This window comes from Micromonospora foliorum (assembly GCF_022229015.1).
Lineage (GTDB): Bacteria > Actinomycetota > Actinomycetes > Mycobacteriales > Micromonosporaceae > Micromonospora > Micromonospora foliorum.
The window spans coordinates 1-24,805 of sequence record NZ_JAKKFF010000402.1 but is presented as its reverse complement, the minus strand read 5'-3'; the positions used below and the strand labels follow the sequence as shown (position 1 = coordinate 24,805).

At 71.4% G+C, this 24,805-nt stretch carries 29 protein-coding genes and 1 pseudogene; 10 read left to right on the top strand and 20 right to left on the bottom strand.

What is annotated here, in order from left to right; translation table 11 throughout:
• From PSH25_RS25780 to PSH25_RS25750, 7 genes and pseudogenes are all read right to left on the bottom strand, one after another.
• A pseudogene (locus PSH25_RS25780) lies at positions 1-308 on the bottom strand (AraC family transcriptional regulator); the annotation flags it as partial.
• A 4-nt stretch (positions 309-312) separates the two neighbouring features.
• Entirely contained in the window at positions 313-921 is a 609-nt protein-coding gene (locus tag PSH25_RS25775) for an isochorismatase family protein (protein WP_238661517.1), read from the bottom strand.
• Positions 922-1,077: 156 nt separating this feature from the next.
• Positions 1,078-1,830, bottom strand: coding sequence for a lysophospholipid acyltransferase family protein (locus PSH25_RS25770; protein WP_238661516.1), 753 nt, complete (start codon positions 1,828-1,830; stop codon positions 1,078-1,080).
• A gap of 95 nt (positions 1,831-1,925) precedes the next feature.
• Entirely contained in the window at positions 1,926-3,986 is a 2,061-nt protein-coding gene (locus PSH25_RS25765) for an amylo-alpha-1,6-glucosidase (RefSeq protein ID WP_238661515.1), read from the bottom strand.
• Positions 3,986-4,357, bottom strand: coding sequence for an SCP2 sterol-binding domain-containing protein (locus PSH25_RS25760; RefSeq protein WP_238661514.1), 372 nt, complete (start codon positions 4,355-4,357; stop codon positions 3,986-3,988). The genes PSH25_RS25765 and PSH25_RS25760 overlap by 1 nt, the downstream gene beginning before the upstream one ends.
• 381 nt (positions 4,358-4,738) lie before the next feature.
• Positions 4,739-5,155: a CBS domain-containing protein gene (locus tag PSH25_RS25755; RefSeq protein WP_238661513.1), complete on the bottom strand. Its 417-nt coding sequence runs from the start codon at positions 5,153-5,155 to the stop codon at positions 4,739-4,741.
• 73 nt (positions 5,156-5,228) lie between these two features.
• Positions 5,229-5,912, bottom strand: a complete 684-nt coding sequence (locus PSH25_RS25750; RefSeq protein WP_238661512.1) for a TMEM175 family protein — start codon at positions 5,910-5,912, stop codon at positions 5,229-5,231.
• 113 nt (positions 5,913-6,025) lie between these two features.
• Between PSH25_RS25750 and PSH25_RS25745 the strand changes: the two genes are divergently transcribed.
• Positions 6,026-6,607 carry a nucleotidyltransferase family protein gene (locus PSH25_RS25745; RefSeq protein ID WP_238661511.1) on the top strand — a complete coding sequence of 194 codons (582 nt, stop codon included), beginning with the start codon at positions 6,026-6,028 and terminating at the stop codon, positions 6,605-6,607.
• A 15-nt stretch (positions 6,608-6,622) separates the two neighbouring features.
• On the opposite strand, the gene PSH25_RS25740 is transcribed toward PSH25_RS25745, so the two are convergent.
• The 4 genes from PSH25_RS25740 to PSH25_RS25725 all read right to left on the bottom strand — a co-directional run bounded on the left by PSH25_RS25740 (position 6,623) and on the right by PSH25_RS25725 (position 11,132).
• Positions 6,623-7,063 (bottom strand): PPOX class F420-dependent oxidoreductase, encoded by a 441-nt coding sequence (locus tag PSH25_RS25740; protein ID WP_238661510.1) that lies wholly within the window; start codon positions 7,061-7,063, stop codon positions 6,623-6,625.
• A 167-nt stretch (positions 7,064-7,230) separates the two neighbouring features.
• A complete protein-coding gene (locus tag PSH25_RS25735) occupies positions 7,231-8,256 on the bottom strand; it encodes an aspartate-semialdehyde dehydrogenase (RefSeq protein ID WP_238661509.1) in 1,026 nt (341 codons plus the stop codon).
• Positions 8,257-8,508: 252 nt separating this feature from the next.
• Positions 8,509-9,846, bottom strand: coding sequence for a M16 family metallopeptidase (locus PSH25_RS25730; protein WP_238661508.1), 1,338 nt, complete (start codon positions 9,844-9,846; stop codon positions 8,509-8,511).
• Positions 9,843-11,132, bottom strand: a complete 1,290-nt coding sequence (locus PSH25_RS25725; protein ID WP_238661507.1) for a M16 family metallopeptidase — start codon at positions 11,130-11,132, stop codon at positions 9,843-9,845. The genes PSH25_RS25730 and PSH25_RS25725 overlap by 4 nt, the downstream gene beginning before the upstream one ends.
• A gap of 103 nt (positions 11,133-11,235) precedes the next feature.
• On the opposite strand from PSH25_RS25725, the gene PSH25_RS25720 reads away from it, so the two are divergent.
• The gene (locus tag PSH25_RS25720; RefSeq protein WP_238661506.1) at positions 11,236-11,985 is read left to right on the top strand and encodes a phosphodiesterase; all 750 of its coding nucleotides are present in this window, start codon (positions 11,236-11,238) and stop codon (positions 11,983-11,985) included.
• Here PSH25_RS25720 and PSH25_RS25715 read toward each other — a convergent pair.
• On the bottom strand, positions 11,952-12,170 hold the full coding sequence (locus tag PSH25_RS25715) for a hypothetical protein (RefSeq protein WP_238661505.1): 219 nt from the start codon (positions 12,168-12,170) through the stop codon (positions 11,952-11,954). The two genes, PSH25_RS25720 and PSH25_RS25715, sit on opposite strands and share 34 nt — an antisense overlap.
• 281 nt (positions 12,171-12,451) lie before the next feature.
• On the opposite strand from PSH25_RS25715, the gene PSH25_RS25710 reads away from it, so the two are divergent.
• The 5 genes from PSH25_RS25710 (at position 12,452) to PSH25_RS25690 (ending at position 16,009) form a co-directional block, all read left to right on the top strand.
• Positions 12,452-13,537 (top strand): 3-deoxy-7-phosphoheptulonate synthase, encoded by a 1,086-nt coding sequence (locus tag PSH25_RS25710; protein ID WP_238661504.1) that lies wholly within the window; start codon positions 12,452-12,454, stop codon positions 13,535-13,537.
• A gap of 291 nt (positions 13,538-13,828) precedes the next feature.
• Positions 13,829-14,680 (top strand): helix-turn-helix domain-containing protein, encoded by an 852-nt coding sequence (locus tag PSH25_RS25705; protein WP_238661518.1) that lies wholly within the window; start codon positions 13,829-13,831, stop codon positions 14,678-14,680.
• 103 nt (positions 14,681-14,783) lie between these two features.
• Positions 14,784-15,467 (top strand): SDR family NAD(P)-dependent oxidoreductase, encoded by a 684-nt coding sequence (locus PSH25_RS25700; protein ID WP_238661503.1) that lies wholly within the window; start codon positions 14,784-14,786, stop codon positions 15,465-15,467.
• A gap of 64 nt (positions 15,468-15,531) precedes the next feature.
• A complete protein-coding gene (locus tag PSH25_RS25695; protein ID WP_274527954.1) occupies positions 15,532-15,765 on the top strand; it encodes a hypothetical protein in 234 nt (77 codons plus the stop codon).
• Between the two features lie 49 nt (positions 15,766-15,814).
• Positions 15,815-16,009 (top strand): hypothetical protein, encoded by a 195-nt coding sequence (locus PSH25_RS25690; protein WP_091405645.1) that lies wholly within the window; start codon positions 15,815-15,817, stop codon positions 16,007-16,009.
• A 55-nt stretch (positions 16,010-16,064) separates the two neighbouring features.
• On the opposite strand, the gene PSH25_RS25685 is transcribed toward PSH25_RS25690, so the two are convergent.
• From PSH25_RS25685 to PSH25_RS25675, 3 genes are read right to left on the bottom strand one after another with little or no spacing between them, the layout of a single operon-like run.
• Complete coding sequence (locus PSH25_RS25685; protein ID WP_238661501.1) at positions 16,065-16,604, bottom strand: DUF1360 domain-containing protein; 540 nt, start codon at positions 16,602-16,604, stop codon at positions 16,065-16,067.
• 51 nt (positions 16,605-16,655) lie between these two features.
• On the bottom strand, positions 16,656-16,988 hold the full coding sequence (locus PSH25_RS25680) for an SRPBCC family protein (protein ID WP_238661500.1): 333 nt from the start codon (positions 16,986-16,988) through the stop codon (positions 16,656-16,658).
• Entirely contained in the window at positions 16,988-17,329 is a 342-nt protein-coding gene (locus PSH25_RS25675; protein WP_372492850.1) for a DUF6158 family protein, read from the bottom strand. Before PSH25_RS25675 ends, PSH25_RS25680 begins: the two co-directional genes overlap by 1 nt.
• Before the next feature lie 131 nt (positions 17,330-17,460).
• Between PSH25_RS25675 and PSH25_RS25670 the strand changes: the two genes are divergently transcribed.
• Together PSH25_RS25670 and PSH25_RS25665 are read left to right on the top strand one after the other, a co-directional pair.
• Positions 17,461-17,883, top strand: a complete 423-nt coding sequence (locus PSH25_RS25670; protein ID WP_238661498.1) for a hypothetical protein — start codon at positions 17,461-17,463, stop codon at positions 17,881-17,883.
• Positions 17,884-17,908: 25 nt separating this feature from the next.
• Positions 17,909-18,238, top strand: coding sequence for a DUF3817 domain-containing protein (locus tag PSH25_RS25665; RefSeq protein ID WP_238661497.1), 330 nt, complete (start codon positions 17,909-17,911; stop codon positions 18,236-18,238).
• A gap of 65 nt (positions 18,239-18,303) precedes the next feature.
• Here the strand turns inward: PSH25_RS25665 and PSH25_RS25660 are convergent, their stop codons facing one another.
• Positions 18,304-18,825 carry a DUF6232 family protein gene (locus PSH25_RS25660; protein WP_238661496.1) on the bottom strand — a complete coding sequence of 174 codons (522 nt, stop codon included), beginning with the start codon at positions 18,823-18,825 and terminating at the stop codon, positions 18,304-18,306.
• A gap of 498 nt (positions 18,826-19,323) precedes the next feature.
• On the opposite strand from PSH25_RS25660, the gene PSH25_RS25655 reads away from it, so the two are divergent.
• Positions 19,324-20,301, top strand: a complete 978-nt coding sequence (locus tag PSH25_RS25655; protein WP_238661495.1) for a C40 family peptidase — start codon at positions 19,324-19,326, stop codon at positions 20,299-20,301.
• 72 nt (positions 20,302-20,373) lie between these two features.
• Here the strand turns inward: PSH25_RS25655 and PSH25_RS25650 are convergent, their stop codons facing one another.
• From PSH25_RS25650 to PSH25_RS25635, 4 genes are all read right to left on the bottom strand, one after another.
• Positions 20,374-21,363, bottom strand: coding sequence for a sigma-70 family RNA polymerase sigma factor (locus PSH25_RS25650; protein ID WP_196919428.1), 990 nt, complete (start codon positions 21,361-21,363; stop codon positions 20,374-20,376).
• 377 nt (positions 21,364-21,740) lie between these two features.
• A complete protein-coding gene (murQ, locus tag PSH25_RS25645; protein ID WP_238661494.1) occupies positions 21,741-22,682 on the bottom strand; it encodes an N-acetylmuramic acid 6-phosphate etherase in 942 nt (313 codons plus the stop codon).
• On the bottom strand, positions 22,679-23,593 hold the full coding sequence (locus PSH25_RS25640) for a MurR/RpiR family transcriptional regulator (protein ID WP_091405675.1): 915 nt from the start codon (positions 23,591-23,593) through the stop codon (positions 22,679-22,681). The genes murQ and PSH25_RS25640 overlap by 4 nt, the downstream gene beginning before the upstream one ends.
• A 75-nt stretch (positions 23,594-23,668) precedes the next feature.
• The coding region (locus tag PSH25_RS25635) for an NAD-dependent epimerase/dehydratase family protein (protein WP_238661493.1) at positions 23,669-24,805 on the bottom strand (1,137 nt) is incomplete at its 5' end.

The following is a 24,805-nucleotide window of genomic DNA, read 5'->3' as shown; positions in this document are numbered from 1 at the left end:
GCCACCGTGCCGCCGCGCGCGTGGTGCTCGGCGAGCCGCCGCAGGTCGCAGGGCGACACCGGCCCCTGCGGCCCGTGCGCCGCCGGCCGCCAACCGGGCACGATCACCAGGTCGTCCGGGGCCAGCTCGGGCCACCGGGTGTCCGCGACCAGTGGTACGCCCTGCACGGTGGGCACCTGCTCGCGCTCCGCGACGTAGTGCAGCTGATAGTCGTACCCGAGGTCGGCGGCGCTGGAGAAGACCTGGGCCGGCCCGGCGAGGTCCAGCAGGTGCAGCTGTGGGACCAGCAGGAAGACGACCCGGGTCACGACGTCAGCCCCGGCTGCCGGCGAGGGTCGCGCCGACGACCTCGTCCACAGTGCTGATGGTCGCGAAGCGGCCAGCCAGCGCGTACTCGGTGCGGGTCACGATCTCCTCGTTCGTCAGGGTGCGCGGGTCGGCGAGGATCTCCGCGACCGTGGCGGTCTCCGGCAGGTCCCGATGTGGGATGGGGAAGGTCAGCGTGGCGTCGCTGACGAAGGTCATCCGGTAGCCGAGGTCCGCGCCGACCCGGGTGGTGGTCTCCACGCACTGCTCGGTGCGGATGCCGCAGACGGTGATGTCGGTGCTGCCCGCATGGGTGAGCAACTGCTGGAGGTTCGTGGTGGTGAACGCGTTGTGCGCGGTCTTCACCAGCGTCGGCTCGCCCTCGGCGGGCACCAGCCCGTCGATCAGCCGCACGTACCCGAGGGCGGGGTCGAACAACCCGCCCGTGCCGGGCTCCGCGTGCAGGACCCAGACCACCAGGTCGCCGCGCTGCCGGGCGGCCGTCACCAGCCGGTCGACCTGGCGGACCAGTTCGGGGTTGGAGCCGTACGCCCAGATCGGGCGCTGACGGAAGGACTCCTGCACGTCGATCACGACGAGTGCTGCTCTGCTCATGACGTCGATCCTGGCCGGACGGCGGGCGCGCCGGCAGACACCATTCTGCCCGGGTGCGGAACGATCCGGCCAACCAGGCGTGCGCCGAAGCCCCTGGCCGGCCTGCGGCCGGCCCAGACCACGGCCCGCCGAGGACTTCGACACACGCCCTGGGCGTCAGGCGCTGGGGGCGCGCTGCTCGGCTGCGGCGTCCAGAGCGGCCGCCTCCTCCGGCGTGGGCGCGCTGCCGCCCAGGTGCGCGGGCTGCCACCAGGTGTCGTCCGGGCCGGCCGGAGTGTCCGGATAGTCCCGCTGCGCCCGGTCAACGAGGGCGCTGAGCCGGGTGGTCAGCTCGGCGGCCAGCACGTTCGGGTCGGGGAAGTCCGCCGGGTTGATCGGCTCGCCGATCAGGATGGTGATCGGCGTGTGCCGGCGGGTCAGGGTGCGCGGGCGGCCCTTGGTCCAGAGCCGCTGGGTGCCCCACAACGCGACCGGCAGCACCGGCACCTTCGCCGAACGGGCCATCCGGACCGTGCCGCTCTTGAGTTCCTTGACGGTGAACGACCGGCTGATCGTCGCCTCGGGGAAGACGCCGACGACCTCGCCCTGCTTGAGCGCGCCCACGGCGGCGCGGAACGAGGCCGCACCGGCCTGCCGGTCCACCGGAATGTGCCGCATCCCGCGCATCAGCGGGCCGGAGATCTTGTGTGTGAAGACCGAATCCTTGGCCATGAACCGAACCAGCCGGCCCGACGCGTTCGCGCCCAGGCCGGCGAAGATGAAGTCGAGGTAGCTGACGTGGTTGCTGGCCAGCACCGCCCCGCCTGTGCGGGGTACGTGGTGGGCGCCCTCGATGGTGATCTTCAGGTCGAGGACCCGGAACAGCGTCTTGGCGGCGGCGATAACGGGCGGGTACACGAGCTCCGGCATCCGCAGAATCTACCCTGCCGGGCTGGGGATCGGCTGGGTGGCAAACCGGCGGCGACGCGGGCGGCGCGGCACCGCCGGTTCGACGGTCGGGTCGGTCAGTCGGCGAGTTTGTCCAGCTCCAGTCGACCCCGGGCGAACGCGTCCACCCGGCCCCAGCGACCGGGGATGTCCAGCACCTCGATCCGACCCATGCCCACCGGCAGCCGTGGCTCGACCGACAGGTGACCCTCGTGCGGCTCCAGACCGAGCATGGTGCGCAGCAGCAACAGCGGCGTACCTGTCGACCAGGCCTGCGGGCTGCACGCTGTCGGGTACTCCACCGGGAACTTGGTCAGCTCCCGCGGGTAGCCGCCGAACGCCTCCGGCAACCGGCCGTCGAAGTACGTGGCCGCGTCCAGGATGCCGTTGGCGATGGTCGCGGCCTCCTCGGCGAAGCCGTAGCGGCGCAGACCCCAGGCGATGAACGAGTTGTCGAACGGCCAGATAGTGCCGTTGTGGTAGCCGATGGGGTTGTACCGCGTCTCCCCCTCGGCGAGCGTGCGAACCCCCCAGCCGGAGAAGAGCCGCGGCCCGACCAGGTGCGCGGCGAGCTTCTCGGCCCGCTCGGGGTCGACGATCCCGCTCCACAGCAGGTGGCCGATGTTGGAGCTGAGGATGTCGCACTGGCGGCCGTCCGGGTCCAGGGCGAGGGCGAAGTACTCGCCGTCCTCCACCCACCAGTCCCGGTTGAACCGTTCCTTCAGCTCTGCCGCCTCCCGCTCCAACTGGTCAGCGAACTCCGGGTCACCCCAGAACTCGCGCGCCAACCGCGCCGCGCGGACCTTCGCGTCGTACGCGTACCCCTGCACCTCGCAGGTGGCCCGTGGGAACGGTGGCAGCGTGCCGTCGGAGTAGGAGATCGAGTCCCAGGAGTCCTTCCAGCACTGGTTCTCCAGGCCGGTGTCGGTGTTGCGTCGCTCGTACCAGATGTAGCCGTTGCCGACCAGGTCGGCGTAGTTGTCGATCCACCTCAGAGCCGCCCGGGACTCCTGCTCCAACTCCTTGACCAGCGCGACATCCCCGCTCCACCGCTCGTACTCGTCGAGCAGCACGATGAACAGCGGCGTCGCGTCCACCGAGCCGTAGTACGGCGAGTGTGGCTGCTCCTCGAAGGCCGCGGTCTCGCCGTAGCGCATCTCGTGCAGGATGCGGCCCGGGTCCTCGTCGCGGAAGTCGTCGAACCGGCTGCCCTGCAGGGACGCCAGGATGCGCAGCGTCGTCTTCGACAACTGCGGGGTGAACGGCAGCGTCTGCAGGCAGGTGAGGATGCTGTCCCGGCCGAACATGGTCATGAACCAGGGCAGACCGGCGGCCGGCAGGGTGGCGCCGCCCAGCGACAGCGGCGAGAAGCGCAGCGCCGCCAGGTCGATCAGGCTGCGCCGGTACGTGCTGGCCACCCGGCCGTGCTGACTGTTGACCTTGGGTGCGTCGGCGATCCACCTCTCCAGGTCGTGCTGGAGGGCGAGCCGCTCGGTGCTGTGTGTGCGCAGCCCGATGCGCAGGTCCCGGCCGCCGGGCCCAACCGCGTGGGTCTGGACGTCGATCGAGGCGTCCCACTGCTCGTTGGGCTCCAGGTGCACGGTGTACGCGAAGCCCTTGCTGTCGTACCGGGCCGACATCGACGACGAGATCACCGTCTCCCGCCGGAAGTTCCCCCGCCGGTACCCCAACCGCAGCCGGTCCGACTCCACCTCGGTGTAGATCTCGCCCTTCTTGTTGAGGATCTCGTCCTTGACCTGGAACAGGTCGGCGAAGTCCGACGCCGCGTCCATCCGGACTTCCAGGTCGACCGGCTTCTCGTCGTGGTTGAGGATGGTCAGCCGCTCACAGAAGCTGCCGCCCACCGTGCGCTCCCGGATGATCGACAGCTTCGCGTCCACGTAGTGCGTGGCCATCCCCGGGACCAGGAAGAACCGCGACTCGAAGTACTGCAGGTCGTCGTAGGAGAGCGAGTTGAGTCGCTCGCCGTTGACGGTCAACACCCAGGTCGACAGGAACCGGGTGTCGATGGAGAAGAGCCCGGTGGGCTCACTCGGCGTCGCCTCGATGTCACCGGTGTCCTCGCAGACGACGAACGTGTTGCCGTCCAGGATCCGGATCGTGTTGCTCTGCCCCATCAGTGCACCTCCCCGGCGAAACGCCGGCGCGGCCCACGGGCGTCCGGGGAACCCGGGAAGATCCGCTCCACCTGTACGACGAGACGAGCGTCGCCCGTCACCGTCATGTCCCCCCGCAACAGCGCGGCCAGGCCGTGCTCGCGCCCCGAGGCGATGTCGTCGAAGAGGACGGGGCTCGCGCCGATCACCGTGTCGGCCTCCCGGTCCTCCTGACTGACGTTCAGCCGGCCGTGATCGATCCTCAGCAGCCAGTGCCGGGTCTGCGCCCCCTCGTGCAGGTCGATCCGCAGCGTCCCGGAGGTCTTGGCCAGCAGGGGTTCGTACCCCCGTCGGTCCAGGTCCTCGAAGAACCTCGTGGTCGCGTCCACCATCGGGTCCACTCCTCCCAGTTGCCGGGCCGGGGATCCCCACCCACCGCGCTCGCGTCGCGCGGACGGCCGGCGTTGCACGTCCCCGCACGGGTCCCCGCCGCTCCCCCGGCCAACCTCGCCCAAATCGGGTGAGCCGCCACCAACCCCGCCCCGCCCACCCCACCCCACCCCACCCCACCCCGCCGTGCCCCACCCCACCCCGCCGTGCCCCGCCCCGCCCCGCCGTGCTTCCGGTGATCAAGAGCTTTGCGTCATCGCCTTCGGCGTGTCGTGACGCGAACCTCTTGATCAACCCTGGGTGGGTGGGTGGGTGGGTGGGTGGGGACGCCACAGCGCCGGCCCTCCCGCAGGGGGAAGGCCGGCGCGCGCCGCGGCGGACGGTCAGTTGTTCGGGTCGTCGGCGCTGATGTCGGCCAGGACCGACTGCGGTTCGCGCTCGACCGCGAGGTCACCCATCGAAATCAGGCCGACCAGGCGCCCGTCGTCGATCACCGGAAGTCGGCGTACGGCGTACGTCCGCATCAGGTCCGCGGCGGCCACGACATCGTCGTACTGACTCACCGTGATCACGTCGCGAGTGGTGACCTGGTTCAACCGGGTCGAGCCCGGGTCCATGTTCTCCGCGACGCCTCGGACCGTGATGTCCCGGTCCGTGACGATGCCGACGACACTGTCGCCGTCGGTCACCACCACATCGCCAATCGCGCTGTCACGCATCTCCTGCGCGGCTGCGATGAGCGTGTCATTGCCGTCCATCGTCACCAACCGGGTCGTCATGAACTCTCCGACCGTTGTCATGGTGCTCCCCTCTCGGTGTCGGCACGCCCCGTCTACCCGCCGCCCGGGAGGGGGTAACGCCCACGGCCCCGGCCTATCCGCGCGGGTGCCGCAGGCGTCGTAGCTCGTACAGACCGCTGCTGGTCAGGCTGTAGAACGCCGGCAGCAGCAGAAAGATCACCAGCGCGAACAGCGGGGTGGCCAGGAATCCGACGAGGATCGCCAGCGCGTACCCGCCGAGGCCGATCGCGGCCCGTGCCCGTTCGGCCGGGAAGAACCGACGCGGCACCGCCTCGTCCAGCAGATCGTGATGCCGGGCGAGGTAGTGGTACAGCCCCAGCCAGCTCACCGAGACCAGCACGCCGACCAGACCGTAGACGGCCACGCCGGTCCGCTGGTCCGCCCGGTCGCCCTCCCGCATGGCCTGCGAGACGACCGAGGTGGCGAACGGCAGCAGCGCGGTGCTGAACAGCACCGCGAGGTTGTACCACTGGAGGGCCTTCCCGCTGTTCTCCACCCGGTTGAAGGCGGCTCGGTGGTTCAGCCAGCTCACCGCCACGTACACGTACGACGTGACATAGGCGAGGTACGCGGGCCACTGCTCGACCAGTGCGTGCAGGAGCTGACCGCGGCCGACCCGGGGAGGCTGGAGGTCGAGCACCAGCAGCGTGATGATGATGGCGAAGACCCCGTCGCTGAACGACAGCAGTCGGGAGGTTTCCCGCCGCAGGGGCGGGCCGCCGGGAAGGGTCTCGTCGCTGCGCGTGCCGGCGCCCATCCCCACCCCCTCCCCGATGTCCCACAACGGTGAAGCAGGGCGGTATACCCGTCGACGGAGCGGCACACCCGCCCACGGGCGGCACGCGTCGGCCCGCTGCCTACCGTGGGCGGATGATGACGGGCGAGGAGGAGCTGCGGGAACTGGTCGCCGGCAGCGGTTGGCTGACCCGGGCGCTGACCGTCGTTCGCGACTCCGGGCTGCCGGACGCCTGGATCGGCGCGGGGGCCCTGCGCGACCTCGTCTGGGGCGAGCGGTACGGCGACGGTTTTGACCCAACGCGGGTCCGCGATGTGGACGTGGTCTTCTTCGACCCGGCGAGGCTGACCCGCGCCGACGACGACCGGGCCACCGCCCGGCTGGCGGGGATGTGGCCGCAGCCGCCGTGGCAGGCGCGCAACCAGGCGGCGGTGCACACCTGGTACGCGGCCACGTTCGGCGGCGACCCGATCGAGCCGTACCGCAGCGTCGCCGAGGCGATCGCCACCTGGCCGGAGTACGCGACAGCGGTGGCCGTCCGCCTGGCTTCGGCCGGCCGGCTGGAGGTCTGCGCCCCGTACGGCCTGGCGGATCTGCTGGGCGGGGTGTGGCGGCACAACCCGGCCCGGGTGGACGTGGCCCGGTCCCGGCAGCGGTTGGCCCGGCACCGGCCGGCGCGGCGGTGGCCCGGGGTGACCGTGATCGAGCCGGGCTGATCGACTGTGGGCGGGTCAGCCCCGGGGCGGCATCCCGTAGATCCGTTCCACGTGCAGGCGCAGCACGATCCGCCCCTCGTCGACCATGGCCTGGCGGTACTCGTCCCAGTCGGGGTGTTCGCCGCCGAGCTCCCGGTAGAGCGCCACCAACTCCTCGACGGTCTCGTCGCCGAGTTCGGTGGCCGGCGGGGTCAGTTCGGCGCGACCCTCGACCACCGCGTACGCCCAGCCGTCCTCACTGCTGACGTGGAAGCTGGCCCGCGGGTCGCGGCGCAGGTTGGCGGTCTTGGCGCGGGCGTCGGTGACCGAGACCCGGATCCGGCCGGCGTCCCGGTCGAAGGAGTAGAGCACCGTGGACAGCTGCGGACGCCCGTCCCGCTTGATGGTGGCGAGCACGCCCATCGAGCGGCCGGCCACCAGATCGGTCAACGCCTGCTGGGTGCGGTCATCCGGCATGGTGTCCTCCAGGTTGGACGATCGTCTCCGACCCATCCAAGCACGACCGGCCGGCCGCCGCGGGCGACCACCCCTAACGGCAGGGCGACCACCCGGAACGGCACCGAGCCCTCGCCGACGGACGGCGGGGGCTCGGCGAGTGCTCGGTGTTCTGGCGACGGCGCCGGTCAGCGGCGCTCGGCGGCGACCAGCTCGGCGAGTTGCACCGCGTTCAGCGCGGCGCCCTTGCGCAGGTTGTCGTTGGAGCAGAACAGGGCCAGCCCGTACTCCGCGGTCTCGTCGGCGCGGATCCGGCCCACGTAGGTCGGGTCCTGACCGGCGGCCTGCAACGGCGTCGGGACGTCGGTCAGTGCCACCCCGGGCGCGTCGGCCAGCAGGTCGTGGGCGCGTTGCGGGGTGAGCGGCCGGGCGAACCGGGCGTTGATCTGGAGCGAGTGCCCGGTGAAGACCGGCACCCGGACGCAGGTGCCGGAGACCTTCAGGTCGGGGATCTCCAGGATCTTGCGGCTCTCGTTGCGGAGCTTCTGCTCCTCGTCGGTCTCGAACGAGCCGTCATCGACGATCGAACCGGCCAGTGGGAGGACGTTGAAGGCGATCGGCTGGGCGAACGAGCGCGGCGCGGGGAACTCCACGGCCGAACCGTCGAAGGCCAGCCCGGCCGCGTGCTCGGCCACCTTGCGGACCTGCTCGTCCAGCTCGGAGACGCCGGCCAGCCCGGCGCCGGAGACCGCCTGGTACGTGGAGACGACCAGGCCGACCAGGCCAGCCTCGGCGTGCAGCGGACGCAGCACCGGCATCGCGGCCATCGTGGTGCAGTTGGGGTTGGCGATGATGCCCTTGGGCCGGTCCAGGGCGGCGTGCGGGTTGACCTCGGCGACCACCAGCGGCACCTGCGGGTCCATCCGGAACGCCGACGAGTTGTCGATCACCACGGCGCCGGCCTCGGCGACCCGGGGCGCCAACTCCCGGGCGGTGCCCTTACCGGCCGAGAAGAGCACGATGTCCAGCTCGGAATAGTCCGCGGTCGCGGCGTCCTCGACGGTCACCTCGCCGTCGCGCCACGGCAGCGTACGCCCGGCGGACCGCGCCGAGGCGAACAACCGCACCTGCTCCGCTGGGAACTCCCGCTCCGCCAGCACCTGCCGCATCACGCCACCGACCTGGCCGGTGGCCCCCACAATGCCGATCCTCATGCCCGCGAGGCTACCGACCCCACCCCCGAAACCGGGACCCCTTTCCCACCCCCCGGGTCCCACCTCACACCCACCCCACCCCCACCCCTCTCCCCCACCCCACCCCACCCCACCCCACCCCACCCTCACCCCCACCCCGCTTCCGTCGATCATGAAGTTATTGCCGTGACACGCCGTGGCGAGTGACAACAACTTCATGATCAACGGCGCGACAGGTGGCGCGAGGCCGGGGTCGGAGTGAGGTGGGCGGGGTTAGGGGAGGAGGGTTCCCAGGGCGGTGGACTCCAGGTCTGCGCGGATTGCTGCGGCGTCGCCCTCGATGACCAGGGTGAGGGCCTCTGGGTGCAGGTGGGTGGCTGCCGCTGCGGAGACCTGCTCCACGTCGGCGGAGAGCAGCGACTCGCGCAGCCGCGCGTGGTAGTCGTCCGGCAGGTCGTGCACCACAAGGGTGGTCAGCGCGGAGGCGATCGCCCGAGGGCTCTGCAACTCGACCGAGAGCTGCCCGGCCCGCCAGGAGCGGGCGACCTCCAGCTCGTCCTCGGTAACCCCGTTGGCCTGGGTACGGGTGATCTCGCCCACCGCCTCGACCAGGGCTGGCGCGGTGACCGCCGTCTGCACGCCGGAGCTGACCGCGAACCGACCGAACCGCCGCGACGCGGCGAAGTCACCCCGGATGCCGTAGGTGTAGCCGTGCACCTCGCGCAGCAGGTGGTTGAGTCGGGACGTGAACGCCCCGCCGAGCACCGTGCCGGCGAGCGTCATCGGCACGTGGTCCGGGTGCGCCCGGTGTGGTGACGGGTGGCCCAGCCGCAGCGTGGACTGCACCGAGCCGGGCCGGTCCACCAGGATGATCCGCCGACCGCTGTGCAGCGGCACCTCGATGGGGCCGCCCCGTTCGGCGGGGCCACCACCGGTGCCGGCGAACGCCGCGGCGGCCAGCGCGTCCAGGTCGATCCGGTCCAGGTCACCGGCGACGATCAGGGTGCCGGGGCGCAGGAACCACTCGGAGTGGAAGACCGTCACGTCCTCCACGTCCAACCCGGCGACCGACTCCGGGTCGCCGTGCATGGGCCGCCCCCAGCGGTTCTGCGCGCCGAACAGCTCCGCACGCAGCGCGGCGTCGGCACGCGGGCCGGGGTTGGCCCAGTCCATCCGGAGCGCGGTCGCCTCGTCGTCGCGGACCCGGCGTACGTCGGCGGGGTCGAGCCTGGGCGTCCGGACCGCCTCGGCGAGCAGCTCCACGGCGGCGCTCAGCCGGTCCACCGGGATCACCACGCTGGCCTGGAACGAGTCCCAGTCCAGACCGGTCGACAACGCGGTGCCGAGCCCTTCGACGGCGAGCGCGTACGCGGCGGCGTCCCGCTGCGCGGTCCCCTCCTCCAACGCCTTGGCCAGCACACCGGAGAGGCCCTCCTTGCCGACCGGCTCCTGGCCCGCGCCCACGTCGAGCAGCAGCAGCGCCACGGCGAGGTTCTGCCCGGGCAGGTGCGCGGCGACGACCTGACCACCGGCCACGGCGCGGCGGACCACCGGCGGGAACCGGTACGGGCGGGCCGCGCCGGGGCCGGGACGGTCGGCGATCAGCGTCATGAGGTCTCCTCGGGCAGGTAGGTCAGGGTCACCCGGTCGGTGGCGAGCACGTCGGCGGCGGCCTCGGCGATCTGCTCGGCGGTGACCGCTAGCAGGGCCGGCAACTGGTCGGCGATGCGGGCCGGGTCGCCGAACTGCGTGGCGTACCGGCCGAGCAGGTCCGCGCGGCCGTCGACAGTGGACAGCTGACGCCACCACCCGGTGCTGAGCAACGCCTTGGCCCGATCCAGCTCGGCGGCGGTGACCGGCACGGTGGCCAGCTCGTCGACGACGTCGGCCAGCCCTTCGGCCAGCCGCTCGGCGCTCACTCCGGGCCGGGCGGTGGCGGTGGCGATCAGCGGTGCCGGGGCGTGGGCGAGGTCCACCCCGTACGCCCCGACGAGGTCCGGCTGCGCGATCCTCTCGCCGTCGGCGAGGCGCTGGTAGAGCCGGCTGCCCCGGCCGCTGCCGAGGACTGTGGCGAGCACGGTGATCACGTTGTACCCGGGGCTGCCGAACGGGTAGCTGCGGTGGGCGATGTAGACCCGCGGCGCCGGCACGTCGGCGCTCACCGACTCGACGGCCGTCTGCCCGGTGGCGGGGACGTTGCGGCCGCCCGGTGCCGGCGGGATGTCGTCGCGGGCGGGCAGCGCGCCGAAGTACTTGTCGGCGAGCGCGAACACGTCGGAGGCGGTGGCGTCGCCGACCACGGTGAGCACCGCGTTGTTCGGCGCGTAGTAGGTCTGGTGGAACGCCTGGAAGGTGGCGAGGTCGGCGGCGTTCAGGTCGGCCATCGAGCCGATCGTCGCGTGGTGGTAGGGGTGCCCCGGCGGGTAGAGCAGCGGCAGCAACCGCAGCCAGGCATCGCCGTACGGCACGTTCTCGTAGCGCTGCCGGCGCTCGTTCTTGACCACGTCCCGCTGGTTGTCCAGCGTCTCCTGGGTGAGGGCGGGGACCAGGCCGCCCATCCGGTCGGCCTCCAACCAGAGCGCCAGCTCCAGGTGCTCGGCCGGGACCGTCTCGAAGTAGTTGGTCCGGTCCGGGTTGGTGGTGGCGTTGAGCGAGCCGCCGGAGCCCTGGATCAGCTTCATGTGCTCAGTCTTGGCCACGTTCACCGAGCCCTCGAACATCAGGTGCTCGAAGAGGTGGGCGAAACCGGTCTGCCCGGCCGGCTCGTGCCGGGAGCCGACGTCGTACCAGAGGTTGACGGCTACGGCGGGCGCGGTGCGATCCTCGCTCACCACCACGCGCAGGCCGTTGTCCAGTCGGGACGTCTGAATGGGCCAGGGGTAACCGCTGTCGGGCATGCCCCCGACGCTATCCGATCTCGGGGGCGGAAAGGTGACGTGCGGTCGGTCGGCGAGCCGACCTGGGCCGCATCGTGGCCGCCGCGCTGGGTACCGGGAAGGAATGACCGTCACCCCGCCTCCGTCCCGGTCCGCCGGCCGGGCCGCCACCGCCGTCGAGCGCGCCAGCACCGCACTCGGCCGGCTGCGCCGCGGCCGGTTACTGCATCCGGCCGGTCGCTCGTTCGTCGGCGAGACGGTGATCTGGGGTACGCCCGGACCGCCCACCGGGGTCGCTCTGCTGGACCACCCCGGCCGGTACCGGACCACCGTCCGGCTCTCCAAGGGAACGCCCACGCCCGGCAGTTGGCCCGACGTGCTGGGCCTCGCCCTGCGCCTGCACCGCGACGGCGGTCGGCCGTTCGACCTGTTGGTCAGCTCCAGCGGCGCGGCCCCGGTGCTGCGGAACCTGCCGCTGCCTCGACGCCGCTTCACCGGCACGTACAGCACCATCACCTACTACCGCGCGGGTCGGCGCCGCCTCTGGCTGGCCGCGTTGGCCGACCCCGACTCGGCCGACCTCGGTCGCAGCCTGGCCGCGGCGGCCGCCGCGACCCGGACGGACACCCCCCGCCTGGTGCTCGCGGTCGCATCGGCGGTGGGGCCGTGGCGGCTGGTCGGGCAGGTCAGCTTCGGTGCCCAGCTCAGCGCGGAGGAGGACGCGGCGCTCGCGTTCGACCCGGTGCGCAACCTGCCACCCGAACTGCGGGTGGCAGGTCCGCTGGCCTGGCTACGGGACCAGACCTACCGGGGGTCGCGCCGGGCGCGCGGGGCGACCGCTCAGTCCGGCGGTTCGACCGCGGCCACGGTCTGATCCGAGGTGCGACCTTCCAGCACCGTGTCCGGGGCGGCGTTCTGGTCCGCCTCGCGAATGTCCGAGTCGGCGAGGATGGCTTCGGCCTGCGCCTCCGGGTCGTCGCTGCCCACCGCCTTCTCCTCGGGCAGGAGGTGGTGCGCGCGGGACTCCACCCGCTCCTGATCGCTCTGCTCGTGTGTCATGGCCCCCCTGTTACCCCGACGTCACCCGTGGCACGCGATCTTCGCCCCGCATCTTGGGACGACAGGTCGGGTGACCGTGTCCGGTCGGGTACGCTGGCCCGGTGACGCGTTCCTATCGATGGTTTAGGCAGCCGGCTCGCACGCCGGTGACTTCATCGTGAACTGACGTCACCACGGACCGAGCCGGCTGGGCAGGAGCTGTCGTTCCTGCCCTTTTGCGTACGAGCAGCCGGCTCGTCCCGGGCACCGGCCCCGGGCACGGTCGGCGAAAGGATGCCACCGTGACGACCCCGGAGACCGATCGGGTCAGCGATCAGCGAATCGACCGTGTCGTACCGCTGACCACGCCCGCCCTGCTGCACCACGAGTTGCCCCTGGACGCCCCACTCGCGGCGGCCGTGCTGACCGGCCGCCGCGCGGTCGGTCGCGTACTGGACCGCGAGGACGACCGCCTGCTGGTGGTGGTCGGCCCCTGCTCGGTGCATGATCCGGCCGCTGCCCTCGACTACGCGCAGCGTCTGCGGACGGCGGCCGACCGCCTCGCCGACGACCTGCTGATCGTGATGCGGGTCTACTTCGAGAAGCCACGTTCCACGGTCGGCTGGAAGGGCCTGATCAACGACCCGGGCCTGGACGGCAGCGGGGACGTCAACACCGGTCTGCGGCTGGCTCGGGCGCTGCTGCTCGACGTGCTCCGCCTCGGCCTGCCGGTGGGTTGCGAGTTCCTCGACCCGATCACCCCGCAGTACATCGCGGACACCGTGGGCTGGGGCGCGATCGGTGCCCGCACCGTGGAGAGCCAGGTGCACCGCCAGCTCGCCTCCGGCCTCTCCATGCCGATCGGCATGAAGAACCGCCCGGACGGCAGCATCGGCACGGCCGTGGACGCCATCCGCGCCGCCGGGGTGCCGCACGTCTTCCCCGGCATCGACTTCTCCGGCACCCCGGCGATCATGCACACCCGGGGCAACACCGACGGGCACCTGGTGCTGCGCGGCGGGGGCGGTCGGCCCAACTACGACGCCCAGTCGGTCGCCGGTGCGCTCGACCTGCTCCGCGCGGCCGACCTGCCGGAGCGGCTGGTGATCGACGCCAGTCACGCCAACAGCGGCAAGGACCACCGCAACCAGCCGCTGGTCGCCGCGGACGTGGCCGCCCAACTCGCCGCCGGCCAGCGTGGCATCACCGGCGTGATGCTGGAGTCGTTCCTGCTGCCCGGCCGGCAGGAGCTCGACCCGACCCGGGAGCTGGAGTACGGCCGGTCGGTCACCGACGCCTGCCTCGGCTGGGACGACACCGCCGAGGTGCTCGACCACCTCGCCTCGGCCGTGCGGGCCCGTCGGGCCACCCTGCCGACGACGGTGTGACCGTCGACACCGCGGCGCACGGAACACGAGCGGGGGTCGGCTCGTTGACCAGGGTGTCGGTGTGTCCAGTGTCCCCGGGCCTCACCTAAATAGCCTTCGCGGAATACCGTCCGGCTGGAGCCGCGTAGTGCCACTCGCCGAGAGGCGACCTGCACACCGACACCAGCGCCGCCCCCGACTCACGAGGTCGGGGGCGGCGCTGTCGGTAGGCGGGCCACCAGCGGGAGCCGGGGGTGCGACAGGACCCCCGCTGACCGTCCGGCCCGGCCATACGATCGATTTGTGAGTGAGATGTCGAACGACCTTGGCGCTTTTCTGAGTGCTCGCCGGGCGCTGGTGACACCGCAGCAGGCCGGCATCCCGCACGGGGGTGTGCGACGCGTGCCGGGCCTGCGGCGTGAGGAGGTCGCCATGCTTGCCGGCCTGAGCGCGGACTACTACCTGCGCTTGGAACGGGGTCGTGACCGCAACCCCTCCGTGCAGGTGCTCGAGTCCATCGCACGCGTACTGCAGCTCGACGAGGAACACCTGGCCTACCTGCTGACGCTGGTCGCGGACTCCACTCGAAAGCGCAGACGCCGACCGCGCAGGGAAACCGTTCCGGCCGGTGCGCTCAAGCTCCTGGACTCCCTCGTTCAGCCCGCTTTCATCGAGGGCCGGTACTTCGACATCCTGGCCTCGAACAGCCTCGCCCAAGCTCTCTCACCGGCCCTCGCCAAGGGGGGCAATCAGCTCAGGGACCTGTTCCTGAACCCGGCCGAGCAGGCACTGCATCCGGAATGGGAAAACATGACGGAGTGCTTCGTCGCGAACCTGCGACAGGCCGTGGGCACCGACATCGACGACCCCCGGTTCATCGAACTCACCGGAGAACTCTCGTTGGCGAGTGCCCGATTCCGCCAGCTCTGGGCACGCCACGAGGTACGCGGACAGCGCGGGACGCCCATCCGCCTGAATCACCCGCAGGTCGGCGAGCTGACCCTCAACCGGGAACGGCTGAGCATCGCCGGAGCGGAGGGCCTGATGCTCGTCGTCTACCACGCCGACGCCGGGTCCAGTGACGCGGAGAAGCTGACTCTCCTTGCCTCCGCGGGCCTACCCGCCATCCGCGAGCCACGGGCGGGTCAGCTCGCCAGGAGCTGACACGGCGGCCATCGCCCTTCGGAGCGATCAGAGGGGGTCCTGTCAGACCCCGGTCTCAAGAGGGCTCCGGGTACGTCGACAGGCCGTGGCTAGCGTTCGGGACATGACCGTCACACTGATCACCGGGGCCAACAAGGGCATTGGTTTCGAGACCGCCAGGCAGCTTCTGGAGTTGGGGCACGAGGTCTACATCGGCGCGCGTGATGTCGAGCGGGGTGAGAAAGCCGCAGCGGCCCTCGGATCGCGGTTCGTCCAGCTCGACGTGACCGACGATGCCTCCGTGCGCAGCGCACTGGCGACGATCGACGCGGCCGAGGGCCGGCTCGACGTCCTGGTGCACAACGCGGGCATTCTGGAGACCGCACTCGACGGCCCGGCAGCTCTGCGCTCCTTCGACACGAACGCGGTGGGAATCGTGCGCGTCACGGAGGCGGCGCTGCCCCTGCTTCGCAGGTCAGCCAATCCCAACGTCGTCACCATTTCGAGCAGCGCCGGATCGTTCTGGGCGGTGACCAATCCCGAGCGGCCGGAGTTCGGTCTGCCGCTCGCGCTGTATTCGGCGTCCAAGTCCGCGGCCACCATGCTGACCGTGCAGTACGCCAAGTCCCAGCCGGGCATCAAGTTCAACGCCCTCGAACCGGGCCCCACCGCCACCGACATGACCGCCGCCTTCGGCATCGGGCGACCAGTAGCGGAGAGCGCCCGGCAGGTCGTACGCCTGGCGACCCTGGAGCCGGGCGGACCGACGGGAACCTTCCAGGACGAGGCAGGGGAACTGCCCTGGTGAGCAGGTGGCACCGTGGGCAGGTGGCCCGACTGGGGTGACGTTTGACCGATTCCGCCCCGGGTAGCTGATCGACGTGACCGACGACGCATCCGTGGCCGGCGAGCCGGACACCCAGGCCCTCGACGACCTGCTCGACGACATCTACCGGGCGCAGGAGCGGGTCACCCAGGCGGAGATCTATCGCCGGGCGGTGGCCGCCGAGCTCCCGCCGGACCTGCTCGCCCGCATCGACGCGCTTCCCGAGGGTGAGTACTCGGTGGACGAGGCCAGCGACCTGCTGGGCGGTTCCATCGGGTGAGCGACCTGGGCGGCACGATCGCGTGAATGACCGCAGGAGGGACACCGACATGACGCACCACGAGGACCACGACGAGAAGGTGCCGGCGCTGGGTCAGCCCCCGAAGGGCAGGGACACCACGCCCGAGCCGGACTTCGCCAACGAGCACGACCGTACGGCGGTGGATCGGGACATCATCACCGGGGCGGACGAGGACGAGCGGGAGCCGGAGTCGCCGCACGGTTGGTCCGGCATGCAGCGTTGAGGCGTACGCGAAAGGGGGGCCGGCGGCTGCCGGCCCCCCTTTCGTGTCCTGCTCGTCAGTCGTCGTCGTGCCCACCCTCGGCGGCCTGCTGCGCCGTCGCGTAGGCCATCTGGAGGAAGTCGGACGCAGCGACTGCCGTCAGCGCGGTGGCCACCAGGCGGGTGAGTCGGGGCGCGAGCACCAGGCCACCGGTCAGCCCGGTGGCCACCCAGACGGCCAGGCAGAACGGGCAGCTCAGCAACTCGCCGATGGCGTGCCGGGTCGGGCTGCCCGAGTCGCGGACCTGCTCCATCACCTCGCCGCTGCCGATCGGCCGGTCGTAGCGGGTGAACGGCGCCCGTAGCGGGCTGGTCACCGCGTCCTTGGACAGCAACCGGCTCAGCTTGTGCGTGGCGATGGAGAGCAGCACCACGTCGGACGGGGCGGGACGCTCCGGCACCGGCCGACCGGTCGCCTTGACCAGACCGGCGATGGCCCCGGTCACCCCGGCGTAGGCGCCCATCGCCACCAGGTAGCCGCCGAGCGGCCGGTGCTCGTGCGGCGCGTACGCCCGGCGCAGCCGGGCCGCCTTCTGCCGCAGGCCAGTGTCGCTCACCCGATCTCCTCACATGTCGTGGTGGTGCGGGAACCGTCCCGCGCGGCCGGTTCAGCCGGCCTGGAGGTTGTCGGCGACCTCGCGTACCAGATTGGCGAGCGCCTCGTCGGCCAGCTGGTCCGGGCCGGGCCCGTCCGACCCGTCGGCCAGGTCGAGCTGGATCCGGGCGCCGCCGGAATCCGCCGGCTCGACCCGGATCTCGGCGGACCAGTCGTCGGCGTCGCCCCACCGGGCTCGCAGTTCCTCACCACTGATCTCGGCGGCGGGGCTGCCGTCGCCCCGCAGCGGCTCGGGCAGCCAGGCCGAGGCCCGGTCGGGGTCGGTGGCGGTGTTGAAGACCACCTCGGGTGGCGCTGACATGCCGCGCACGGCGCGCGCCGGCATCAGGCGTCCCGCAGGCGGCTGGGATCGACCTCGCGACCCGGGTGGCGGGCCAGGTACTCGGTCTCCAGCTCGGCCGTACGCCGCAGGTGGTTGGCGAGCGCGGAGTCCGCCGCGTGCCGCAGGGTGTCCAGGCGGGTGCGGTGCAGGCTGTGCATCTCGCGGATCAGGTCCTCGTCGGTCAGCTCCGTCGGGTCTATGCCGAGCAGATCGCCGTCGAGACCGGAAGCGCCGGCCGGGTCGGCGACCTGGTCGCCGCCCCACTCGGGCACCCGCTGCTCCGGGCTCATCTCCGCGCTGCCGTCGGACGCGAACGCGTCCCCACGTACCGATCCGGTCATGATCGCCCCCCTTGATCTCGTTTGGGCTGGCGTCTAGACGATTGCCCAGGCGTGGTGATGCCAAACCATGCCGGCGAGGCGACAACTACGACACGGTGTCGGAGACCGGCGGCGGCCCCGGTACCCTCGATGCCATGAGGCGGCTCTGGACCCCGGCGTGGATCGCGCGCCACGTGGCCATGGTCGTGCTGGTCGTGGGCTTCCTCGGGCTGGGCTGGTGGCAGATCAGCCGGGCCACCGCCGGCAACAGCCTGAGCTGGGGGTACGCGGTCGAGTGGCCGATCTTCGCCGGCTTCGTGGTCTACGTGTGGTGGCGTGAGGTGAAGCTGGCCCGCCGCAGGGAGGCGGAGGCCGACGCGCCGCCGGCGGATCCGGCCGTCGAGCCGGCACCGGTGGTCACCACCGGGTCCCGATCGGTGGTACGCCGACCGGTGCGGGTGGCTCGGGTGCCGGCCACCGGCGATGTCGTCGAGGACACCGACCTGGCCGCCTACAACCACTACCTGTCATGGTTGAACGCCAATCCGGGCGCCCGGCCCGGTGACTATCCCGGCTGAGCCGGGCTCGGAAGGACGGACGAAGGTGGGCGCTGCCCTTACCCGGTACCGCGTGATCGCCTGGATCGTGGGCGTGGTGCTGATCCTGCTGGTCGTGATCGGCATGCCCCTGAAGTACGCGTTCGACAACCCGGTCGTGGTGGAGACGGTGGGGCCGGCGCACGGCTTCCTCTACATGATCTATCTGGTGGCCGCGTTCGACCTGAGCCGCCGCGCCGACTGGCCGCTGAAGCGGATGCTGCTGGTGATGCTGGCCGGCACCGTGCCGTTCGTCTCCTTCTACGCCGAGCGCCGGGTCAGCGCATGGGTGGCCGCGCCGCAGGAGGCACGGGCTCCGGAGCCGGTCGCTCGCTGAGCTTGCCGAACGGCCGGTGGGCCGACGCCGCCCCGGCGCCGGCCCACCGCCCAAGCGGTCAGCGGTCAGCGGTTGGGCCGCCACGGGTCCGCCGAGGCGAGCGGGTCGACCCAACTGCCGTAGCGGTTGACCTCCCGCGCCCGCAGCAGCGACCGGGTGACCTGGCCGAACTGCCGTTCGTCGTCGGCGCTGAACAGCAGCACCTCCGATCCTTGGTACCACCCCCACAGCTCGTGCGGCGGTGGGCGCCAGCGATCGCCGACCAGTGCGAGGGCGGCCGGGAGCAGGAACACCGCGCCGAGGATGAGGTACGCCTCGGCGGTGAGGCGTTGCAGCCCGCCGCTGAAGCCGAGGAGCACCCCCACACCGCCGAGCATGCTGGCGGTGATGACCACGGCCCGGACGGCGACCCGGTCGTGCGGGCCCCGGGTGGTACGCAGATGGGTCAGGTCGGCGACCCGGTAACTGTTCCGACCGACGGTGAACCGGTCGACGGTCACGATGATGCCGGGCCGCGCGTACAGCAGCGTCGACCGGGCGCCCGGCACCGATCGCGGCGGTCGCGTCTGTGCGCCTTCACGATTCACGGTTCCTCCCGCAGGGGACGGCTGGCCGGGTGGGCCCACCGGTGACATCGCCACCTGTCGACGGGATTCCCGGCTCCGGACCTCATTGTGTTGCGGCACCGCCAGTCGACCTGGGCATTTACCGGCTCCCGACAGATCCCCACGCCCGGGTGACATCGCCGAGAAACAGCATCCATTTCGGGTTTTATCGGTTATGGCGACCAGGAATCCGGCGGCATACGCCCGGAACGACGAAAGTCGTATATCCGTCAGGTTTGCGCGAAAAGGACGATGTTCCCTCGTTCTGAGGTGTCATCGGCCACGATGACGCCACCCGGCGCAGGGGCACGACCCGCAACTCTTCCAACTTTCGCCTCTGCTTCAACTGCGAGCGACATCCGTCCCGGGTTAGGTTGGGCGAGCCGGTCCGGCCCAGTGCCGTCCGCCCGGATGGCCCCGGCCGGTGTCGTCGAGGGCGTCAGCAGCCCCTGACGGCCGTGGGAGAGGGGCCTTCCGCTCTTGTCATCCCTGAGAAATCTGCTGCGCACCGTGGCGCTGGTCGGCATGTCGGCCGCGCTGATCGCCCCGACGGCGGTGGCCCAGGCCGAGCCGTCGCCCGCCGACCTGACCCGCCGGATCGAGACGTCCTCGGCCGAGTTGGAGCGGGTCGTCGAGTCCTACAACAAACTGCGTGAGGAGATCAAGGCGAACGAGGCCGCCGTGGCCCGATTACAGACCCGCATCGGCCCGCTGGAACAGCAGGTCGAGCAGAGCCGGGCCGACGTGGCCGAGCTCGCCTCCACCGCGTACAAGAGTGGCGGCCTGCGCACCGCGGACGCCCTGTTGCGTCCCGGCGGCTCGGCCGCGCTGCTGGACCGGCTCGGCACTATCGAGCAGTTGACCCGCCAGCGGCAGGAGCGCATCTCCGGCTTCACGGCCGACCAGCAGCGGCTGCTCGACGAGAAGGCCCGCCTGAACACCACTCTGACCAGGCAGGCCGCGCAGGCTCGCCAGCTGGCCGCGGGCAAGAAGCAGATCGAACAGGATCTGGCCAAGCTGTACGAGCTGCGCCGGCAGGCGTACGGGGCCGCCACCGAGCGACCCCAGCCCAAGGCGGCGACGACCGAGGCCAAGAACGTGCCCGCCGTGTCCGGTGCTGCCGGCACGGCGGTGCGCTACGCGTTCGGCGCGATCGGCAAGCCGTACGTCTGGGCGGCCGACGGACCGAACGGCTACGACTGTTCCGGGCTGACCTCGGCGGCCTGGCGGGCGGCCGGGAAGTCCCTGCCGCACAACACCCGGATGCAGTGGAGCGCGGTCTCCCACATCGGGCGGGGCGACCTACGCCCCGGTGACCTGGTCTTCTACAGCGGGCTCGGGCACGTCGCCCTCTACGTGGGCGACGGCCAGGTGATCGACGCGCCCAGCGCCGGTCGCAACGTGCTCAAGCGGGGCATGAACATGATGTCCATCCAGGGTTACGGCCGGGTTCGCTAAACACGATCGGTAACGGCGAACGGCCGGCGTCCCCCTATCGGACGCCGGCCGTTCGCCGTTGTTACCAGCAGGTCAGGCTGCTTGCAGCCCCTCTGCCCGGGCCAGCTCACGGAGCCGGCCGAGGGCCTGGATCTCCAACTGCCGGATCCGCTCGCGGGACAGCGAGAACCGGGACGCGACCTCGGTGAGCGAGTGCTCCCGGCCGTCCTCCAGCCCGTAGCGGGCCCGCATGATGCCGGCGGACCGGTCGTCGAGGTGGTTGAGCAGCCCTTCGATGCGCTGCCGCTCCAGGCCGCTGAGGACGATGTCCTCCGGCGACGGCGCGTCACTGTCGGCGACCAGGTCACCGAGGTTCGTGTCGCCGTCGTCGCCCACCGGGGTGTCCAGCGAAACGGTGTCCTGCGACCAGCGGCGCAGCTCGTTCACCCGCTCGACGGTGACGCCGAGGGCGGTGGCGATCTGCTCCGGCTCCGGGTCGCTGCCCAACTCACGGGTCAGCTGCCGCGCCACGTTGCGCATCCGGTTGACGTCCTCCACCAGGTGCACCGGCAGACGGACGGTGCGCTCCTGCTGGGCGATCGCCCGGCTGATGGCCTGGCGAATCCACCAGGTGGCGTAGGTGGAGAACTTGTAGCCACGCTCGTAGTCGAACTTCTCGACCGCCCGGACGAGGCCGGTGTTGCCCTCCTGGATCAGGTCCAGCATGGGCATCCCCGAGCGCACGTAGCGTCGGGCGATCGACACGACCAGTCGGAGGTTGGCGCGGATGAAGAGATCCTTCGCCCGCTCCCCCTCGACGACCAGCCACTCCAGGTCGGCCCGGTCGACACCGGCGGGAACGGCTTCCTCACCGAGCAGGTGCTCGGCGTAGAGGCCGGCCTCGATCGCCTTGGAGAGGTCGACCTCCTTGGCGGCGTCCAGCAGTGGCGTCCGGGAGATCTCGTGCAGGTAGACGCCGACCAGGTCGCGCTCCTCGGCAACCTCGTCGGTTCGCATGCCGATGTTCTTGTCCACGTTGCCCACGGTCCCCTCGCTCGCGCCGGTTGCCCGGTTCCTTGCCATTCCCCACAGCTGTCAGCCCCTGGTAACTTCTGCTGTGCCCATCGGTGCTGACACCTACACAACAGATGAGACGTGTCGGGGATTCCTCGTCGTGAGTCGAAAGTGTCACGAATGCCTGAGTAGTAGCTGAGAGCACGGTCCATGTTTGCTGTCAGCACCCCATCGGGTGGCTCGCCACTGGGCACCACGTACGGGTTACCGCACCATGGCAACACCGCCCGCCGCGGGGGCACAGCGACCCGGGTCACCACCGCGATGCGATCCTGGTCACTGCCAGATACGCACCGGTGGGCCGGTCGGTTCATCCACGGGGGTGGTATTACCCCTCGGCCAGATGAACAATCCGAGGCCCCGTTCGCTTCCCGGGACGGGTGGCGCTAGGAGGCGAGCAGGGCGAGGGCGCCGCGCACCTGGTCGGCCGAGCGGGCCAGCGCGGCCCGGGCGGCGTCGATCTCGGCGCCGGAGACGAGCGCGACGAGCGCCGTCTTCAGGTCTCCGTCGGCCTCGGTGAGGGCCTGCCGGGAGATCTCCTCCGAGCAGCCGGTGGCCTCGACCAGAATCGAGATCATTCGACCGCGGAGTTTCGCGTTGGTGGCCACCATGTCGATCATGAGGTTCGAGTAGACCCGCCCCAGGCGCACCATGACGGCGGTCGAGAACGTGTTGAGCACCAACTTCTGTGCGGTGCCCGCCTTCATCCGGGTCGACCCGGTGACCACCTCGGGTCCGGTGTCCACCCCGATGAACACGTCGACCGACCGGGCGGCCTCCGCCTCCGGATTGGCGCACAGCAACACCGTCGAAGCGCCCTTGGCGCGAGCTGCGGCAAGCGCCCCGAGGACGTACGGCGTGCGCCCGCTGGCCGCCAGACCCACCACCAGGTCCCCGGCCCGTACACAACTGGCCGCTTCGACCGCCCCGCCCCGGTCATCGTCCTCGGCGTCCTCCACGGCCCGCCACATGGCGTCCGGGCCCCCCGCGAGGTGCGCGCAGAACCAGTGGCGGGGCGAGTTGAAGGTGGGGGCCAACTCGGCCGCGTCGAGCACGCCCAGCCGGCCGGAGGTGCCGGCGCCGAAGTAGTGCACCCGGTGACCGCCGCGAAGGGCCGCGACCGCCAGGTCGACGGTGGTGGCGATCTCGTCGAGCACCGCGGCGACCGCCGCGGGCACCCGCCGGTCCGCCTCGTTGATCACGGTGAGCACGTCCCGGGTCGACATCAGGTCCAGGTCGACGCTGAGCGGGTTACGCCGTTCGGTGGGGGCGCCCACCCGGACCGTCGGGCGAGCGGGCGGTGCGGGCATCTCCGCACCGGCCGTCATGCCCGCCTCCGGTTGGCACCCACCCGGTGCGACTGGACCGCCTCGGCGGTCGCCTCCAGGGCCTTGCGGGCCCGGGCCCGGTTGCGGGCGGCCACGCCGACGAAGAGGCAGTCGACCACGGTGAGCTGGGCCAACCGGCTGGCCGTCGCGCCGGAGCGGTAGGTGGTCTCCCGGGCCGCGGTGGTCAGCACGAAATCCGCCACGTCGGTGATCGGCGAGCGCGGGAAGTTGGTCAGCGCCACGGTCGCGGCACCGCGGGTACGGGCCTGCTCCAGCACCTCGATCACGTCGGAGGTGGTGCCGGTGTGCGAGATGCCGATCGCCACGTCGCCCCGGCCCAGCAGGGCGGCCGAGGTCAGTGCGGTGTGCACGTCTGGGAAGTAGAAGGCGATCCGGCCGATGCGGTGCAGCTTCTGCTGGAAGTCCGAGGCGACGAACCCGCTGGCGCCGGCGCCGTAGATGTCGATCCGGCCGGCGCCGCTGATCGCCTCGACCACCTGCTCGCAGACGGCCGGGTCGAGTTGCTCGGCAGTCTCCTCGACGGCGCGGGCGTCGTTGAACGCGATGGTGGCGATGATCTGGGCGAGGTCGGCACCGGGCGGGATGTCACCGCCGACCACTCGCGCGTCCGGTGGCTCGATCCGGCGGGCGGCCTCGGCGGCGAGGCGGATGCGCAGTTGGGGGTAGCCGTCCATGCCCACCGAACGGCAGAACCGGATGACTGTCGCCTCGGACGTCTCGGCCGCGGTGGCGAGGTCGGTGATTGTCCGACGGGCGGCGGCCGCCGGATCGGAGACCACCAGCCGGGCGACCCGCTGCTCGGCGGGCGACAGCGACGGCAACAGCCCGCTGATGTGGACGATCAGCCCACCGGGCTCGTGACTCGCAGAAATCTTCGCACTCTTCGCCACGGATGAAACTTACTTTCAGCAGGCGTGAGCGTCAACTATGACTGTCCGAGGTGGGGGAAACTTCGATCGCCGGGATCACCGGTCCCGCACAGCCTGCCACTTCCTCAGGATCGCCGCCTCATCCGCCGGGTCGAGTCCACCCTGCCGGACGGCGTCCGGGTGTGCGGCCATCCAGGACGCGGTCGCCCGAACGGTGTCGGCCAGCGGACGGACCGCCAGACCGGCGTCCAGGGCCGGTCGAACGTCCCGGTCCATCAGGCCAGCGGCCTCCGGCAGTCGCACCCAGAGCGGCAGCGCCCGCTCCCCCGACCACTCGCGTACGTCGTGGGACAGCAGGAACTCCTGATCGACCCAGGTGAGGACCGGATCGGCGACGCCCAGCCCGGCGGCCACCCCGGCCAGCAGGTCGGCCCGGGACATCGCCGGACCGGTGCCGTCGTACGTGCCGCCGAGGCGGGTGCCGGCGGCGTGCAGCAACCAGCGCGCCAGATCGGCCACGTCCACGAACTGCACCCGGTCGGTCGGCCGTCCGGGTGCCAGCACCTCGCCACCGGCCGCCAGCCGCCGCACCCAGTACGGGAAACGGTCGCTCGGGTCCTCCGCGCCGACGATCAGCCCCGCCCGGCAGACGAACGAGCGGTCCTCTCCCATCCGCTCCCGGACCAGCTCCTCGATGCTCACCTTGCACTCGCCGTACCAGCGGTGGTCCGGGCCGATCGGGCCGTCCACGTCCGGCGGCGCCGGTGCCAGCAGGGGCGTGTCCGCGGCGGTCTGGCCCGGGGTGGTGTGGTCCGCGTACACCGAGATCGTCGACACGAACGACCAGTGACCGACGTGGTCGGCGAGCGCGGCGAGCGCGTGCCGGGCGTGGCTGATCTGGCGGGTCACGTCGACCACGGCGTCGAAGCCGGAGTCGGCGAGCGGGACGAGCGCCTCCGGATCATCGCGGTCGGCCGCCACGAACCGCGCCCCGGCCGGCACGACGCCGGACACCCCCCGGGCCGCACAGGTCACCTCGTGCCCCTGCTCGACGGCGAGCCGGGCCGTCTCCCGACCAAGGAATCGTGTGCCACCGAGAATGAGGATCCGCATCCGCCGATCCTGCGCCCCCAAGGTCCGAACGACCCAGCCAATCTGCCGACGGCAGACCGCGATCATGAAGTTGTTGCCACTCAGATCGGCGTGTCGCGGCAACAACTTCATGATCGACGG